Source organism: Mycobacterium intermedium (assembly GCF_002086275.1).
GTDB lineage: Bacteria > Actinomycetota > Actinomycetes > Mycobacteriales > Mycobacteriaceae > Mycobacterium > Mycobacterium intermedium.
Window position 1 is genome coordinate 98,572 of sequence record NZ_MVHT01000008.1, and the last position, 16,017, is coordinate 114,588.

At 65.1% G+C, this 16,017-nt stretch carries 13 protein-coding genes and 1 tRNA gene; 3 read left to right on the forward strand and 11 right to left on the reverse strand.

The annotated features are described in order from the left end of the window. The first annotated feature begins 20 nt into the window (after positions 1-20). Positions 21-1,421, forward strand: coding sequence for a bifunctional lysylphosphatidylglycerol flippase/synthetase MprF (locus tag BST27_RS05060; RefSeq protein ID WP_069417107.1), 1,401 nt, complete (start codon positions 21-23; stop codon positions 1,419-1,421). On the opposite strand, the gene cydC is transcribed toward BST27_RS05060, so the two are convergent. The 8 genes from cydC to BST27_RS05095 form a co-directional block, all read right to left on the reverse strand. Continuing rightward, positions 1,396-3,045, reverse strand: a complete 1,650-nt coding sequence (gene cydC / locus BST27_RS05065; RefSeq protein ID WP_069417108.1) for a thiol reductant ABC exporter subunit CydC — start codon at positions 3,043-3,045, stop codon at positions 1,396-1,398. The genes BST27_RS05060 and cydC overlap by 26 nt on opposite strands. After that, positions 3,032-4,639, reverse strand: a complete 1,608-nt coding sequence (gene cydD, locus BST27_RS05070) for a thiol reductant ABC exporter subunit CydD (RefSeq protein ID WP_372515540.1) — start codon at positions 4,637-4,639, stop codon at positions 3,032-3,034. Before cydD ends, cydC begins: the two co-directional genes overlap by 14 nt. A 71-nt stretch (positions 4,640-4,710) precedes the next feature. Next, the gene (cydB, locus tag BST27_RS05075) at positions 4,711-5,751 is read right to left on the reverse strand and encodes a cytochrome d ubiquinol oxidase subunit II (protein WP_069417110.1); all 1,041 of its coding nucleotides are present in this window, start codon (positions 5,749-5,751) and stop codon (positions 4,711-4,713) included. Positions 5,752-5,767: 16 nt separating this feature from the next. After that, positions 5,768-7,225 carry a cytochrome ubiquinol oxidase subunit I gene (locus tag BST27_RS05080; RefSeq protein ID WP_069417111.1) on the reverse strand — a complete coding sequence of 486 codons (1,458 nt, stop codon included), beginning with the start codon at positions 7,223-7,225 and terminating at the stop codon, positions 5,768-5,770. Positions 7,226-7,320: 95 nt separating this feature from the next. Continuing rightward, positions 7,321-7,908, reverse strand: coding sequence for an HdeD family acid-resistance protein (locus tag BST27_RS05085; RefSeq protein WP_069417112.1), 588 nt, complete (start codon positions 7,906-7,908; stop codon positions 7,321-7,323). 65 nt (positions 7,909-7,973) lie between these two features. Beyond that, the gene (locus tag BST27_RS05090) at positions 7,974-9,326 is read right to left on the reverse strand and encodes an adenylate/guanylate cyclase domain-containing protein (RefSeq protein ID WP_069417113.1); all 1,353 of its coding nucleotides are present in this window, start codon (positions 9,324-9,326) and stop codon (positions 7,974-7,976) included. Between the two features lie 265 nt (positions 9,327-9,591). Continuing rightward, entirely contained in the window at positions 9,592-9,828 is a 237-nt protein-coding gene (locus BST27_RS31225; protein ID WP_139805016.1) for a hypothetical protein, read from the reverse strand. Then, positions 9,801-9,877, reverse strand: a tRNA-Leu gene (locus tag BST27_RS05095). The genes BST27_RS31225 and BST27_RS05095 overlap by 28 nt, the downstream gene beginning before the upstream one ends. 103 nt (positions 9,878-9,980) lie before the next feature. Between BST27_RS05095 and BST27_RS05100 the strand changes: the two genes are divergently transcribed. Beyond that, entirely contained in the window at positions 9,981-10,601 is a 621-nt protein-coding gene (locus tag BST27_RS05100) for an ANTAR domain-containing response regulator (RefSeq protein WP_139805017.1), read from the forward strand. A gap of 279 nt (positions 10,602-10,880) precedes the next feature. Here BST27_RS05100 and BST27_RS05105 read toward each other — a convergent pair whose 3' ends face one another. Both BST27_RS05105 and BST27_RS05110 read right to left on the reverse strand, forming a co-directional pair. Beyond that, positions 10,881-12,086, reverse strand: a complete 1,206-nt coding sequence (locus BST27_RS05105) for a lipid-transfer protein (protein WP_069417115.1) — start codon at positions 12,084-12,086, stop codon at positions 10,881-10,883. Continuing rightward, positions 12,083-12,523: a Zn-ribbon domain-containing OB-fold protein gene (locus tag BST27_RS05110; protein WP_069417116.1), complete on the reverse strand. Its 441-nt coding sequence runs from the start codon at positions 12,521-12,523 to the stop codon at positions 12,083-12,085. Before BST27_RS05110 ends, BST27_RS05105 begins: the two co-directional genes overlap by 4 nt. A 134-nt stretch (positions 12,524-12,657) precedes the next feature. Here BST27_RS05110 and polA point away from each other — a divergent pair, with 134 nt between their 5' ends. After that, on the forward strand, positions 12,658-15,321 hold the full coding sequence (gene polA, locus BST27_RS05115) for a DNA polymerase I (RefSeq protein ID WP_139805021.1): 2,664 nt from the start codon (positions 12,658-12,660) through the stop codon (positions 15,319-15,321). A gap of 31 nt (positions 15,322-15,352) precedes the next feature. Here polA and BST27_RS05120 read toward each other — a convergent pair. Continuing rightward, the coding region (locus tag BST27_RS05120; RefSeq protein WP_139805018.1) for a YncE family protein at positions 15,353-16,017 on the reverse strand (665 nt) is incomplete at its 5' end.

Sequence of the window (16,017 nt, forward strand, 5' to 3'; positions counted from 1 at the left end):
CACTCGTTCAGGAGCTGAGTGTGAGAGCGCCGCAGTTTGGTCTGATACCGCGCGCGGGTGCGCGCGAACGTGTTGTCGTGCACGTCGCTTCGCCCGCGGCGCGGTGGTTCGGTGCGCTGGCCGTGTTCGGCGCGGCTTGTTGGCTGGTAGTTCTGCTCGCCCACGATTACCGCCACAACGAGTGGCTTTCGGACGCCCGATTGGGCTGGTCGCTGACGTTATTGGGCGCGGTGGCGTTGATCGCTCGCGGAATCTTCCTCGGCCGTCCGGTAACCGCAGCGCACGCGGCGGCGGCCGCCGTGGTCGTCACCCTTGGCGTCGGTGCCCACATGCTGTCGTTCGGTGTGCTCGGCGATGTGCTGATCGTCGGTTCCGGCTTGGTGCTGATGTGGCCGATGCGAGCTCGTCCGCGGCCGGACGACCTGCCTCGGGTGTGGGCGTTGATCAGCGCCACCAGTGGGGATCCGTTGGCGCCGTTCGCGATGCAGACCGGAAAGTGCTACCACTTCAGTTCGGACGGCAATGCTGCCCTGGCATACCGGACGCGGATGGGATTCGCGGTGGTGAGCGGGGACCCGATTGGCGACCAGAGGCAATTTTCAGCGCTGGTGGTCGATTTCGCCGCGATGTGTCATGCACACGGTTGGCGGATGGTGGTGGTTGGTTGCGGTGAGCGCAGGGTGGCGCTGTGGCGCGATGCTGCCCTGATCGGTCAATCATTGCGACCCATAGCCATTGGCCGCGACGTCGTCGTCGACGTCGCCAACTTCGAGTTGGTGGGGCGCAAGTTCCGTAATCTGCGTCAGGCAGTCAAACGCACATACAACGCCGGCATCACGACCGAGATCGTTACCGAGCAGGATCTCGATGACGGGCAGCGCGCGGAGCTGGCGGTGGTGGTGCGTGCCTCCGCCAAAGGCGCCCACACCGATCGCGGCTATTGCATGAATCTGGACGGTGTGCTCGAAGGTCGATTCCCGGGCACACAGTTGATAATCGCCCGTGACGCATCGGGCCGGGCAGTGGGCTTTCATCGTTACACGACCGCCGGCGGCGGTAGCGACTTCTCCCTCGATGTGCCGTGGCGCCGACGCGACGCCCCCAACGGTATCGACGAACGGCTGAGCGTCGACATGATCACCACCGCGAAACAGGCCGGAGTGCAACGGGTTTCACTGGCATTCGCGGCTTTCAGTGACATGTTCGACGATCCTGGACGGGGCGGGCTGCGGCGGCGTTGCGCCTACTGGTTGATCCACCTCTTGGATCCGCTGATCGCGCTGGAGTCCTTGTACCGTTACGTATGCAAGTTCCATGCCATGGCAGAGCGGCGCTATGCCCTTGTGTCGCTTACTCAGGTCATTCCACTGATGTTTGTGCTGCTGTCGCTTGAGTTCATGCCGCGGCGACGACACCTGTGACGGCCAGTTCAGCACAGTGAATATCCGCGGGCCGATGGTGAATAGCTACCACCACCGTTTTCTGTGAGCCGAAGAGCCCGGGGCTGCTCAACAAGTCGCGCAGCACCACGTCGGCATCGGTTGCGGGCAGGTGCTCGGTGGGTTCGTCCAGCAGCACGATCCGGGCGGGGGAGAGGACCGCCCGCGCCAACAGCAGCCGTCGACGCTGTCCCGCCGAGATCGCTTGCGCGCCACCGACCAACACTGTGGACAGTCCCTCAGGCAGACCGGACAGCCATCCCCCAAGCCCAACCGCTTCCAGTGTTTCGATGAGTTCATCGTCCGTGCAGTCGCCGCGGGCCACCAGCAGGTTGTCCCGGACGGTGGTGGCGAATATGTGTGCGTCCTCTGCGAAAAAGCTGACGGTGCGGCGTAACTCGGCTTCGTCGAAGTCGGCCAAGGCGGTCCCGTCCAACGTGACCTCTCCCCGTAACGGCGGCAGCAGGCCGGCCAAGGTCATCAGCAGCGTCGTCTTGCCGGCGCCACTGGCACCGGTGACAGCGAGGCGGGATCCCGGCGGTAGATCGACCGCGGCGTGCTGCGATGGGGCGCCCGAGTGGCCGAAATGCACGTTGGCGACCAATCGGCTCGTCGCGACCGGCGGTGACATTCGCACCTGCGGTGGGGCGGCCGAGGGCGGCGCAAGATCCAGCAAGCGACGCAACGCAATCCGGGATCGGGTCAACTGGACGGCGGCCGCCGGCAGGGCAGTGGTCGCTTCGAACGCTGACAGCGGCAACAACATCAGCACCGCCAGGGTCGTCGGGGCCACGGTGGGCGCCATGGTGATACCGGCCAGCACCGCGCCGAGCACACTGACCCCGATGGCGGCCGTCGGTAGGGCTTGGGCGATGGCCGCCGGCTTGGCGGCCGCATCGAGGGCATCACCCCAGGCCCGTTGCCGCTGCTGCGATTCAGCGATGACCTGCGGCAAGACACCCGCGACGCGAAGCTCAGGAGCGTGCTCGAGAGCGAGCATCGCCGCCGTGTCCCGCTCGGAATGATGTCGGCTGGCAATCATTTCCTGCGTCGCGGCGGCCCTGCCGGAAAGCCACGGCGCGATGACTCCGGCGACGATCATGCAGATGGCCAGTACGGCGGCGGCCGCCGGTGAAATGGCGCCGACGACTCCGACCGCCGCCAGCGCCAGCACAGCGGCGACGCCGATCGGCACCACGGCGCGCACCAGCACGTCCGCGAGCGTGTCGACGTCGGCGCCCACTCGGGACACCAGTTCACCGCTGTGCAGTCGGACCACCACCGCCGCAGGGCCGTTGGCGAGCCGGTGATAAATCTGCGCCCGGGCCGTGCTGGCCGCGCGGAGCGCGGTGTCATGCGTGGCCAACCGTTCGCAGTAGTGCAGCACACCGCGTGATATCGCGAACGTTCGCACCAAGACGACGGCGACGGACAGATGAAGCACGGGCGGCATCTGTGCGGCGCGGGTGATGAGCCACGCGGAAACGCCCGCAAGTGCCAGGGCGCTGCCCAATGAGAGCACTCCAAGCACGATGGCGGCCAAAACGCGGGGCAGTCGCGGACGAAGCAGATCGATCGCCTGGCGCGCGAAATCAGACTGGCGCATAACCGACCTCGCTGCCAGCCGTGACCTCGACCACCTGGTCACCGATGGCGATGACTTGCTCGCGGTGGCCGACCACCACGACAGTCGCACCGCTACGGGCACGTTCGACGATGGCACGCAACACCCGGGTTTCGGTGCGAGCGTCGAGGTGCGCGGTGGGCTCGTCGAGCAGCAACACGGGCGCTTTGGATCCCAGCGTCCGGGCCAGGCCGAGCCGTTGCCGTTGCCCGAGCGACAGACCGACGCCTCCGCGGCCGAGCTCGGTGTCCAGGCCGTCGGATAGCTCGGCGAGCACCGAGTCGAAGCCCGATGCGACACAAGCTCCTTGAAGGTCTTCGAGGTCGCCGAACAAGGTCAGATTGTCGCGTACGGTCCCGGGAATCAGTACCGGGCGTTGGGCCAGCCAGGACAACTGGCGCCACCAGGTGGCGGGTTCCAGCTCGGCCACATCGACCCCGGCGACCGTGACCCGGCCCGCCGACGGCCGGGTGAGCCCGGCGATCACCTGCAGCGTGGTGCTCTTGCCCGCTCCGTTTCGTCCCGTCAACACGGTGACCTGGCCCGGCTCGACGGTCGCGGTCAGGTCTTGCGGTGCCGGGCCGTCACGGCCCGCGACGGTGAGGTTTTCGATGCGAAGCTGCGCACCGCGCGTGGCGACCGTCAATCCGCCACCCGACTCCGCCTCCGGCTCGCCGATCAGCGCGAAGGCCTTGTCGGCAGCGGCTCGACCGTCCTGGGCGGCATGAAATTCGACCCCGATGCGGCGCAGCGGCCAGTACACGTCGGGCGCCAGGAGGAGGATCGTCAAACCGACGACGAGGCTCATCTCGCCGAACACCAGGCGCAGTCCAATGCTGACCGCAATCAGCGCTACCCCGAGGGTGGCGAGCAATTCGAGCACCAGCGCCGACAGGAAGGCGATCCGCAGCGTCGCCATTGCCGAGCGCCGATGCGCAGCACCGAGTTCGGTGATGCGGTGTTCTGGGCCCGCGGCGCGGCCCAGCGCCCGCAGCGTGGGGATACCGGCGATGAGGTCCAACAACCGCGCCTGCAGGGTGGTCATGGCGGTCAGCGCCGTGGCCGAGCGCTCGGCCGTGGCCAGTCCGATCAACACCATGAAGATCGGGATCAGGGGCAGCGTAACCAGCACGATCACAGTCGAATTCAAATCGTAGGCAGCGATCACCGCGACCGTGGCCGGGGTCAGGATCGCGGCCAACAGCAATGTCGGCAGGTACCCGGTGAAGTACGGCCGCAGGCCGTCGAGACCACGGGTGACCACCACAGCCGCGTCGTCCCGCTGGGTAGCCAGTTCGCGCGGTTGCCTGCCGGTCACGGCGGAAAGCACCTGAACGCTGAGATCGGCGATCACCGCGCTGGCTCCGCGGTGGCTCAGACGGGCCTGTAGCCAATGCGTCACAGTGCGGGCAATCCACAGTGCCAGCAGCATTGACAGGGGCCCCAGTGGCTCAAGCCAGCAGCGCAAGCACCGCGCGGAAGGATTGGTGACGACTTCCGCGACGATGCCGGCCAGGACGATCGCCGAGCCGACCGCACAGCCGGAGATCACCACTCCACACGCGACCGTGGTCACCAGGTAGCGGCGCAGCGCGGCCGAGGCCCGCCACAGGCGCGGGTCTAACGGCGCTCGGGACTGTCTACCGCTCAGGATGGACGCCTCGTCAGACCGATCGACGGTGGTATCCGATCAGCCGAGATGCGTTGCCGGAAAACCCAGTACGTCCAGGCCTGATAAACGATCGTCAAGGGAGCGAATATCGCTGTCACCCACGTCATGATCTTGAGGGTGTACGGGGTCGACGAGGCGTTGAAGATCGTCACGCTGTATGCGTTGTCGATGGTCGACGGCACCAGATTCGGGTACAGCGAGCCGAACAGCAGCACCACCACGGATGTCACGACCACGGCCGCGAACAGGAAGGCCCACCCGTCGGATATACGACGCCACACCAGCACCACGGCCGCCAACTGTGCCACCACCGCCACACCCAGCACGGCCCAGGTCCACTGCTTGCCGTAGCTCAGTTGCGTCCAGATCCCAAAGCCCGCAACCAATGCCGTGGCTGGAACCGCTAGCCAAGTCGCAAAGCGATGGGCGTCGTCACGGATTGCGTCCGCTGTCTTCAAGGAAGTGAATATCGCCCCGTAGAACAAGAACAGGCTCGCGGTGGCCAAACCGCCCAGCAGCGTATATGGATTGAGCACGTCGGCAATTGACAGGGCGATGTGGCCATTGGCATCCACCGGTAGCCCGCGCACCAGAATCGCGAATGCAACGCCCCACAGCACGGCGGGCAACCAGGACCCCGCCCCGATACCGAAATCGGCCAGCGCCCGCCACTTGGTGTCGTCGACCTTGCCGCGCCATTCGATCGACACGACACGCACGATCATGCCGAAAAGGATTGCCAGCAGCGGCAAATAGAGCGTCGAAAAGACGGTGGCGTACCAGCCGGGAAAGGCGGCGAACATCGCTGCGCCCGCGGTGATCAGCCATACTTCATTGCCGTCCCACACCGGGCCGATCGTGTTCAGCGCAGCGCGGCGGTGAGCTTCCCGGTCACCCTTCCCGACTCGGGCGAGCGGCTCCATCAACATGCCCACCCCGAAGTCGAAGCCTTCGAGGATGAAGAAGCCGAGGAATAGCACCCCGATGATGCCGAACCATACTTGCTGAATTTCCACTGTCCGCTCCTTTGGGTCAGTAGGCGAACGAGAGCGGCGCCACCTCGTCGTCGCTGGGTTCTTGCGGCGCAGCCGGTTCGGCGTCGTGTTCTTGCGGGCCTTCAACGATGTAGCGCTTGAGCAGCCAGAACCAGATGACCGCGAGCACCGCATAGACCAACGTGAACGTGATCAGCGAGGTGAGGACGATGCCCGGCCCGTGGTTGGACACACCGTCCGCCACGGTGAGCCGGACGCTCTGGTCGCCGGTCGGATTCGGTACCACCACCCACGGCTGGCGGCCCATTTCGGTGAATATCCAGCCAGCGCTGTTGGCCAGGAACGGAGTCGGAATCGTCAGCAGCGCAAACCAGCTGAACCAGCGCTGGTTCGGAATTCGGTCCCCGCGGGTAAGCCACAGCGTGACCAGTGCGAACAGCACCGGTATCGCCAGCAATCCGATCATGATGCGGAACGACCAGTAGGTGACAAACAGGTTGGGGCGGTAGTCATTTGGCCCGAACTTCGCCACGTACTCCCGCTGAATGTCACGCACACCTTGCAGCGTGACGCCGCTGGTCTTGCCCTCGGCGAGAAATGGCAGCACGTAAGGCACTTCGATGACGCGGGTGAGGGCGTCGCAGTTGTTCTGCCTGCCGACAGTCAGGATCGAAAAGTCCGGGTCGGTTTGGGTGTCGCACAACGATTCCGCCGAAGCCATCTTCATCGGCTGTTGCTGAAACATCAGCTTGCCCTGGAAGTCACCGCTGATGAACAAGCCGACGGCGGAGACCAGCACCACCCAGCAGCCCAGGACGGTCGCCGGGCGGTACATGGCGCGAATGCCGGAACCATCGGGATTCTTCGTCGAACGCACCAGCCACCAGGCGCTGACCGCGGCGACGAATGTGCCCGCCGTCAGCAACGCACCCATGACCGTGTGCAAGAACGCCGTCCGGCCGGTGTTGTTGGTGAGCACGTCCATGATGCTGGTCAGCTCGGCGCGCTTGGTCCCGGGGTTGTAGTGCGTGCCGACCGGGTGCTGCATGAACGAGTTCGCCGAGATGATGAAGAACGCGGAGGCATTCACCCCGAAGGCGACGATCCAGATGCAGGCCAGGTGCACCAGTCGGGGGAGCCGGCTCCAGCCAAAGATCCACAACCCGATGAAGGTGGACTCGAAGAAGAAGGCCAGCAGGCCCTCCATGGCCAGCGGTGCACCGAAGATGTCGCCGACGAACTTCGAGTACTCGCTCCAGTTCATGCCGAACTGGAATTCCTGCACGATTCCGGTCGCCACGCCGATGGCGAAGTTGATCAGGAACAACTTGCCGAAAAACTTGGTGAGCCGATACCAGGCGACGTTGTCGGTGACGACCCACGCCGTCTGCATGATCGCCAGCAATGGAGCAAGCCCAATGGTCAGCGGTACGAAAAGGAAGTGGTAGACGGTAGTGATACCGAACTGCCAGCGCGATATGTCGACGACATTCATTGTCATCTCCCGGGGGCTACGGGGCGTTGCTAGCGAACTACGACAAAGTGTAGTAGTCGGCCGTGGCTAATGCCAGCGCCAAATTCCTGCGCAGGTCAGGCCAGGCGTCGGTCGAGATCCTGTGATGCCTTGCGGATGCGGATTGCGGAGACGATCTCAAACACGCCGATGACCACCAGCCAGACGCCGACGACGATGGCCAAGGTGATGATCGACTTGAACGGTGAACCCATGACCACCAGCCCGGCGAGCAAGCTGACGACACCGATGAAAATCGCCCACCCTCGGCCTGGTAGAGCGGGGTCGCTGATGGCCGACACCGTGGTTGCGACACCGCGGAAGATGAAGCCGATGCCGATCCAGATGGCCAGCAGCAACACCGCGTCCCCGAAATGACGGAACGCCAGCACAGCCAAGACCAGGGAGGCGGCACCGCTGATGAACAACAGGACTCGACTGCCGGCGGACACGTGCAGCGCGAACGCAAAGGCGACCTGAGCGGCGCCGGTGACTAACAGATAGACGCCGAAAACCAGTGCGGCAACCAAAACGGTTTGGCCTGGCCAGGCCAGCACGATAGCGCCGAGGATCAGCGACAGGACTCCGGACGCGAGCGTTGACTTCCAGAGATGCGGCAACAAGCTTGGGACAGGGAGGGGTTCCATGGCACCAGTGTGACGCATGTGACGATTCTGGTACAGAGGCCATTTATGGGGCCTTTTATGGGCCTTTTTACGGGTCAGACAGGTCAGACAGGTGCCGCGCTGGTTTCGGGGGTAGTTTCCGAGGTTTCCTCGGGGGCGAGCGGTGCGCTGGGCTTGGGCGCCGGCTTGCGGCCGAGCAAATACCACGTGCGCATGATGCCTTTGCCCTTGACGTCGATGTGCCCGCGCTCGCGCAGCAGGAACTCGTCCTTGAGGCGTTCGTAGACGTCATCGGGAACTTGGATCTGTCCCACCGAGTCGGTGGATTCCATCCGTGAGGCGACGTTGACGGCATCGCCCCAGACGTCGTAGAAGAACCGGCGCGAGCCGACCACGCCCGCCACCACCGGGCCGGTCGCCATTCCCACCCGCAACGGCACCGGCCGGCCGCTCGGATCCTTGAGAGCCGAAGCCGCAGCGACCATGTCGAGCGCGAAGTCGGCCAACGCCTGCACGTGGTCGGGCCGTGGTCGCGGTACTCCGCTGACCACCATGTAGGAGTCGCCGCTGACCTTGATCTTTTCCAGTCCGTGCTTATCCACGAGTTGATCGAAGGCGCTGTACAGCCGGTCCAGGAAACGCACCAGATCGGCCGGCGCGGTGGCGCTGGCTCGCTCGGTGAATCCCACGATGTCGGCGAACAGCACCGATGCCTCGTCGTACTTGTCCGCGATGACGTGGCGCTCGCCCTCTTTGAGCCGTTGGGCGATGCTGGGCGGAAGGATGTTCGTCAGCAGCGCTTCTGAGCGCTGGTACTGCGATTCCATGACCGCCTCGGCGCGGGCGGTGTCGCGCAGCGCAAACCACACGGTGACCACCACGAGCATGACGGACGAAACCGTGGTGATGACGAAGCCCGTCGCCGTGGCCCACTCGGGCTGCAGCCCGGTGTCCTGCGGGACCAGGAATTCCGACGCGATCACCAGGCCCGCGGCCAGCGCCGCCAGGCAGCTGGCCAAAACGATGTGTTCGATGCCCAGCAGCAGCACTGCCAAACAGGCCCCTACCAGGAAGAAAAGCTGACCGCCCGAATTGGTGCCGACGTCCCAAAGGCTGGCAAAGACCGTCATGAACGCCGCCCCAAAGAACGTCAGAGGACCCACCAGCTCCCCGAAGCGGTGCAGGAAGGGGACGATCATGAAGATGGTCGTGCCAATCAGGTTGATCGAGATCACCTGCCAGTACCAGGAGCCCATCAACAACTGGATGGCGATGAAGCTGACGCTGACCAGTACCGCCAACCAGGCGGCGACATTCAGGATCCGGGCCCGCCGCGCGGCGCTGGCCGCATAGTGCTGGCCGATGTCGCGGGTCTGTTCACGCACGACGGCTTTACAGTCCGGACGAGCGTTGCCGTCGAACTGGACGGGTGGGGCACCGCATTTCTTAGCCGCCACGTACCACAGCCTACTTGCCGAGCTCGATGTTTACCGCTTCCGGCGTTAGCTGACCACTGCCACCGTGCCGGGACCGTGACGGGGTAGATCACCGACACCCATTTGCGAGACATGATCCGCGATCCAAGGTATGCCGAAAAACCCCGGGTGTACCGTCAGCAGCACTGATCCGCCGCTACGCGTGCTAATCACGTGCCAATAGTTTCGCTGCGGGTTGAATTCCGCTCGCCGCTCTACTCCGTCGATGACCGCCGTAACAGTTCGGCTAGGTGGACGCTTTGTAGGCCAACCCCGCCTGTTCTAGCGTTGTTCCGCCATAACGCGCTCCTGTTTGCGACAGCGCCTCACTGTCCTGCGCCGCCAGACGGCCACCCTGACCCTGGACCGCAGCGGGCACCTTTTCCCTGATGCGGACGACAGACGTCCCGGAAGCTGCAGCGCCAGCGCGGTCACCCATTGTGACCTGCATCTTTCTGGTGCCCTCGGTGAGATTCGAACTCACACTGTACGGGTTTTGAATCCGTTTCCTCTGCCAGTTGGGATACGAGGGCCTAGCTTCAATGCTCTACGGCCTTAATACCTTAAAGCAGTCGCATCCCGACTCACCGCCCCCCAAGGTTTCTGTGTGTTGGCCGCCACGACACAATGTCCGTCATGACCGGGCCCACCAACGACGCCGAAGTCGCAAAACCACGCCGCGTCCTGATCGCCGAAGACGAAGCGCTCATCCGCATGGACCTGGCGGAGATGCTGCGAGAGGAGGGGTACGAGATTGTCGGCGAGGCCGGCGACGGTCAAGAAGCCGTTGAACTGGCCGAACTGCATAAACCCGACCTGGTGATCATGGACGTCAAGATGCCGCGCCGCGACGGGATCGACGCTGCCTCCGAGATCGCGAGCAAGCGAATCGCGCCGATCGTGGTGCTGACCGCCTTCAGTCAGCGCGACCTGGTCGAGCGCGCGCGTGACGCTGGGGCGATGGCATATCTGGTCAAGCCGTTCACCATCAGTGACCTGATTCCGGCCATCGAGCTGGCGCTCAGCCGGTTTAGTGAGATCACCGCGTTGGAAGACGAGGTCGCGACGTTGTCCGACCGTCTCGAGACCCGCAAACTCGTCGAGCGCGCCAAGGGCTTGCTGCAGACCAAGCAGGGGATGACCGAGCCGGAAGCGTTCAAGTGGATCCAGCGTGCGGCCATGGACCGCCGGACCACCATGAAGCGCGTCGCCGAGGTCGTCCTGGAAACCCTGGACCCCAAGGAGCCCAAGGAGTAGCCCCGCGAGGGCGCGTGTTTGTACGCGACACGCCGGGCGGGTCTGTACATTTGCGCACGCTCGCGCTGCGGCAACTGGGGCAGGCCCCGCGAGGGCGCGTGTTTGTACGCGACACGCCGTGCGGGTCTGTACATTTGCGCACGCTCGCGCTGCGGCAACTGGGGCAGGCCCCGCGAGCGCGCGTGTTTGTACGCGACACGCCGGGTAAGCCCGTGCATTTGCGCACGCTCGCGCTGCGGATAGTTAGCCTGCGCGTGCTGGGCGTTCGCCCCGAGGGGTTTAGCGCGCGACGATCACCGAAGAGCCGTGGCCGAACAGGCCCTGGTTCGCGGTAATGCCCACCTTCGCGTTCTCCACCTGCCGACCGGTGGCCTGCCCGCGCAGCTGCCAGGTCAGCTCGCAGACCTGCGCGATCGCCTGCGCCGGAATGGCCTCGCCGAAGCACGCCAGCCCGCCCGACGGGTTGACCGGGATCCTGCCGCCGACGGTGGTCGCGCCGCTGCGCAACAGCGCCTCGGCCTCACCCTTGGCGCACAACCCCAGGTGCTCGTACCAGTCGAGTTCCAGCGCAGTGGACAGGTCATACACCTCGGCCAGGCTCAGGTCCTCGGGCCCGATGCCGGCTTCCGCGTAGGCCGCATCAAGGATCTGGTCCTTGAACACCCGATCCGGCGCGGCCACCACCGCGGTGGAATCCGTTGCAATGTCCGGCAATTCGGGCAGATGCTGCGGATACCGCGGCGTCACGGTGCTGATGGCGCGCACCGACGGCACACCCTCCACCGAACCAAGATGCTTCTCGGCGAAGGACTTACTCGCCACGATCAATGCGGCCGCGCCGTCCGAGGTGGCGCAAATGTCAAGCAGCCGAAGCGGATCCGAGACCACCGGGCTGGCCAGCACGTCCTCGACCGAATTCTCCTTGCGGTATCGGGCGTTCGGGTTGTTGAGCCCGTGCTTGGAGTTCTTGACCTTCACCTGTGCGAAATCCTCAAGCGTCGCGCCGTAGAGGTCCATGCGCCGGCGCGCCAGCAGCGCGAAGTACACCGTGTTCGTCGCGCCGATGAGGTGGAAGCGCTGCCAGTCGGGGTCGTTCTTGCGCTCGCCGCCCACCGGGGCGAAAAAGCCCTTCGGGGTGGTGTCGGCGCCGATCACCAGCGCGACGTCGCAGAATCCGGCCAGGATGTGCGCCCGCGCGCTCTGCAGCGCCTGGGATCCGCTGGCGCACGCCGCATAGCTGGAGCTGACGGGTACGCCGTTCCAGCCCAGCTTCTGGGCGAACGTCGACCCCGCAACGAACCCCGGATAGCCGTTGCGGATCGTGTCCGCGCCGGCCACCAGCTGAATTTGCGTCCAGTCCAGTCCGGCTTCGGCAAGTGCGGCACGCGCGGCAACCACGCCGTACTCGGTGAAGTCACGGCCCCATTTGCCCCACGGGTGCATGCCCGCGCCGAGGATGTAGAGCGGTTCGGGCGTAGTCGTCATGCGATCCTCCACGCGTACACGATGTGCTCGACACCAAGGTCATCCGTATAGAGCGGCATCGTCGTCAGCTCCATCTCGATGCCGACCTTCAAGTCCGCGGCCAGCGTGCCTTCAACCACCTTGCCCAGCACGATCAGGCCCTCGTCGGCAAGTTCCACCGCGGCGACGGCGAACGGCTCAAACGGGTCCGGGGCCGGGTAGGGCGGCGGCGGTGCGTACCGGTTTTCGGTGTAGCTCCACAACTTGCCTCGGCGCGACAATGCGACGGACTCTAGTTCGTCGCCGGCGCAGGCCGGGTTGGGGCAATTGTTCTCTCGCGGGGGGAAGACGTAGGTGCCGCACTGGGGGCATTTTGCGCCGATCAGATGCGGGTTACCTGCGTCGTCGAATGCGAACCACCCGTCGATCGCGGGTTCTTGGCTGGTGACGTCTGGCACCCGGCCAGCGTACCCAGCGCGGGCGTAAAACTGAAACGTGTTCCAGTTTCTGGCGGCCGAGAGGCGCGTCGTACCCAGTGCCTAGAGTGTGATCCGTGAGTGCCGCGAGCGATTCTCAGGCCAAGCCGACGTTGATGCTGCTGGACGGCAATTCGCTGGCGTTTCGCGCGTTCTACGCGCTGCCCGCGGAAAACTTCAAGACCCGCGGCGGGCTGACCACCAACGCCGTCTACGGCTTCACCGCCATGCTGATCAACCTGCTGCGCGACGAGGCCCCGACGCACATCGCCGCGGCTTTCGATGTGTCGCGGCAGACCTTCCGCTCGGAGCGTTATCCGGAGTACAAAGCCAACCGGTCCTCGACCCCCGACGAGTTCCACGGCCAGATCGACATCACCAAGGAAGTCCTGAACGCGCTGGGTATCACCGTGCTGTCGGAACCAGGCTTCGAGGCCGACGACATCATCGCCACGCTGGCCACGCAGGCCGAGAACGAGGGCTATCGCGTGCTCGTCGTCACCGGTGACCGCGACGCGCTGCAGTTGGTCAGCGATGACGTGACGGTGCTCTACCCCCGTAAAGGTGTCAGTGAACTCACCCGCTTCACACCTGAGGCTGTCGTCGAGAAGTACGGACTCACTCCCCGGCAATACCCGGACTTCGCTGCGCTGCGCGGCGACCCAAGCGACAACCTGCCCGGCATTCCCGGCGTGGGGGAGAAGACCGCCTCGAAGTGGATCATCGAGTACGGCTCGCTGCAGTCGCTGGTCGACAACGTCGATTCGGTGCGCGGCAAAGTCGGCGACGCGCTGCGGGCGCACGTGGCCAACGTCGTCCTCAACCGGGACCTCACCGAGTTGGTCAAAGACGTCCCGCTGGCGCAAACCCCGGACACGCTGCGGCTGCAGCCCTGGGACCGCGACCAGATCCACCGGCTCTTCGACGACCTGGAATTCCGTGTGCTGCGCGACCGGTTGTTCGACACGCTGGCCGCCGTCGAGCCCGAGGTCGAGGAGGGTTTCGACGTACGCGGCGCCGCGCTGGAGCCCGGGACGGTGCGGCAGTGGCTGGCTGAGCACGTCGCGGATGGTCGCCGGGCCGGCCTGACGGTCGTGGGCACCCACCTGCCGCACGGGGGAGACGCCACCGCGCTGGCGATCGCGGCCGCCGACGGCGAGGGCGCCTACATCGACACCGCCACGCTGACGCCGGAGGACGACGCCGCTCTCGGGGCCTGGTTGGCCGATCCCGACAAACCCAAAGCCCTGCATGAAGCCAAGCTGGCCATCCACGACCTCGCCGGCCGCGGCTGGACACTCAACGGCGTCACCTCCGACACCGCCCTGGCGGCGTATCTGGTGCGACCGGGTCAACGAAGTTTCACCCTCGACGACCTGTCGCTGCGCTATCTGCGCCGCGAGTTGCGTGCGGAAACGTCTGAACAGCAACAACTTTCGCTACTCGATGACGTTGAAGGCGTCGACGAACAGGCCGTGCAGACCACGATCCTGCGGGCCCGGGCGGTAGTGGACCTGGCCGATGCGCTGGATGCCGAACTGGAGCGCATCGAGTCCACCGCGTTGCTGCGCGACATGGAGCTGCCCGTCCAACAGGTGCTCGCCGACATGGAAGCCGCCGGCATTGCGGTCGACCTGGACAAGCTGACCGAGCTGCAAAGCGAATTCGCCGACCAGATCCGCGACGCCGCCGAAGCCGCATACGCCGTGATCGGAAAGCAGATCAATCTCGGTTCGCCCAAGCAGCTGCAGGTGGTGCTGTTCGACGAGCTCGGCATGCCCAAAACCAAGCGCACCAAGACCGGCTACACGACCGACGCCGACGCCCTGCAGTCACTGTTCGACAAGACCGGTCACCCGTTCCTGCAGCATCTGCTGACCCACCGCGACGTCACCCGGCTCAAGGTCACCGTCGACGGGCTGCTCAACGCGGTGGCCGCCGATGGTCGCATCCACACCACCTTCAACCAGACGATCGCGGCGACCGGCCGGCTGTCGTCGACCGAGCCCAACCTGCAGAACATTCCTATCCGCACCGAAGCCGGACGGCGGATCCGAGACGCGTTCATCGTCGGACGCGGTTATGCCGAGCTGATGACCGCGGACTACAGCCAGATCGAAATGCGGATCATGGCCCACCTGTCACGCGACGAAGGACTGATCGAGGCGTTCAACACCGGCGAAGATCTGCACTCCTTCGTCGCCTCCCGCGCCTTCAGCGTGCAGATCAACGAGGTCACCGCCGAACTGCGGCGCCGGGTCAAGGCGATGTCGTATGGGTTGGCCTACGGGTTGAGCGCCTACGGTCTGTCCGCCCAGCTCAAGATCTCCACCGAGGAAGCCAAGGACCAGATGGACCAGTACTTCGCCCGGTTCGGCGGGGTACGCGACTACCTGCTCAACATCGTCGAGCAGGCCCGCAAGGACGGCTACACCTCGACGGTGCTGGGCCGCCGCCGCTACCTCCCGGAGCTGGACAGCAGCAACCGCCAGGTCCGCGAGGCCGCCGAGCGCGCCGCGCTCAACGCCCCGATCCAGGGCAGCGCGGCCGACATCATCAAGGTAGCGATGATCGAGGTCGCCAAGGCGCTCAAAGAGGCGGGGTTGGCGTCGCGGTTGCTGCTGCAGGTCCACGACGAGCTGTTGATCGAAATCGCGCCCGGCGAGCGTGAGCAGGTGGAAAAGCTGGTCCGCGACAAGATGGGCAGCGCATACCCGCTGGACGTGCCGTTGGAGGTGTCGGTGGGCTACGGCCGCAGCTGGGACACGGCAGCTCACTAGGGGATGTGCTGCGCGGGCGCGGGCCAGCGCGCTATCGCTGTGCGATAACCGACACGGTGCCGTCGTCTCTGTTCAGGACGTAGGCGGTGTGAGTGGTGGGGTCGGCCGCGACCATCCACGGATTATTGCCGACGCGGATGGTCGCGGTGCCAGTGTTCGTCGTGGTGTTGATCATCGACACGGTGCTGTCAATCCCACTGACGGTGTAAGCGGTGTGGCTGGTGGGGTCGAGCGCCATTGTCTTCGCACCTTTGCCGACGGGGACGGTGGCGGTGACGTTGTTGGTGGTGGTGTCGATTACCGACACGGTGGCTTCGCCATAATTCGCCACGTAAGCGTTGTGACTGTTGGGATCGACCGCCACGGTGATCGGACTACTGCCGACGGGAATGCTGGCAGTCACACGCGGCCCGGGTGCGCTCAGGGTCGGGGGTTTGTCGTGTTGGTTGGTTGTCCAGGGCTTGAATGCGACGATCACGGCCACGATGACGACTGTTGTGGCGGCAAGCGCCGCGATCCAGCCTCGCCGGCTCGGGCGGATCGACGGTGTTTTTGGAGTGTGTGGAGGGCTGGGCGGTGTGGACACAGATGGAGCCACTGCTGGGGTTGCAGGTGTGGCAGAAGCCGGGTGGATTGCGGCGAAAGCGGTGGGCGCGTCGGCGACCTGCTGCGAGGTCTCTTGCACGGTCTCTCGGA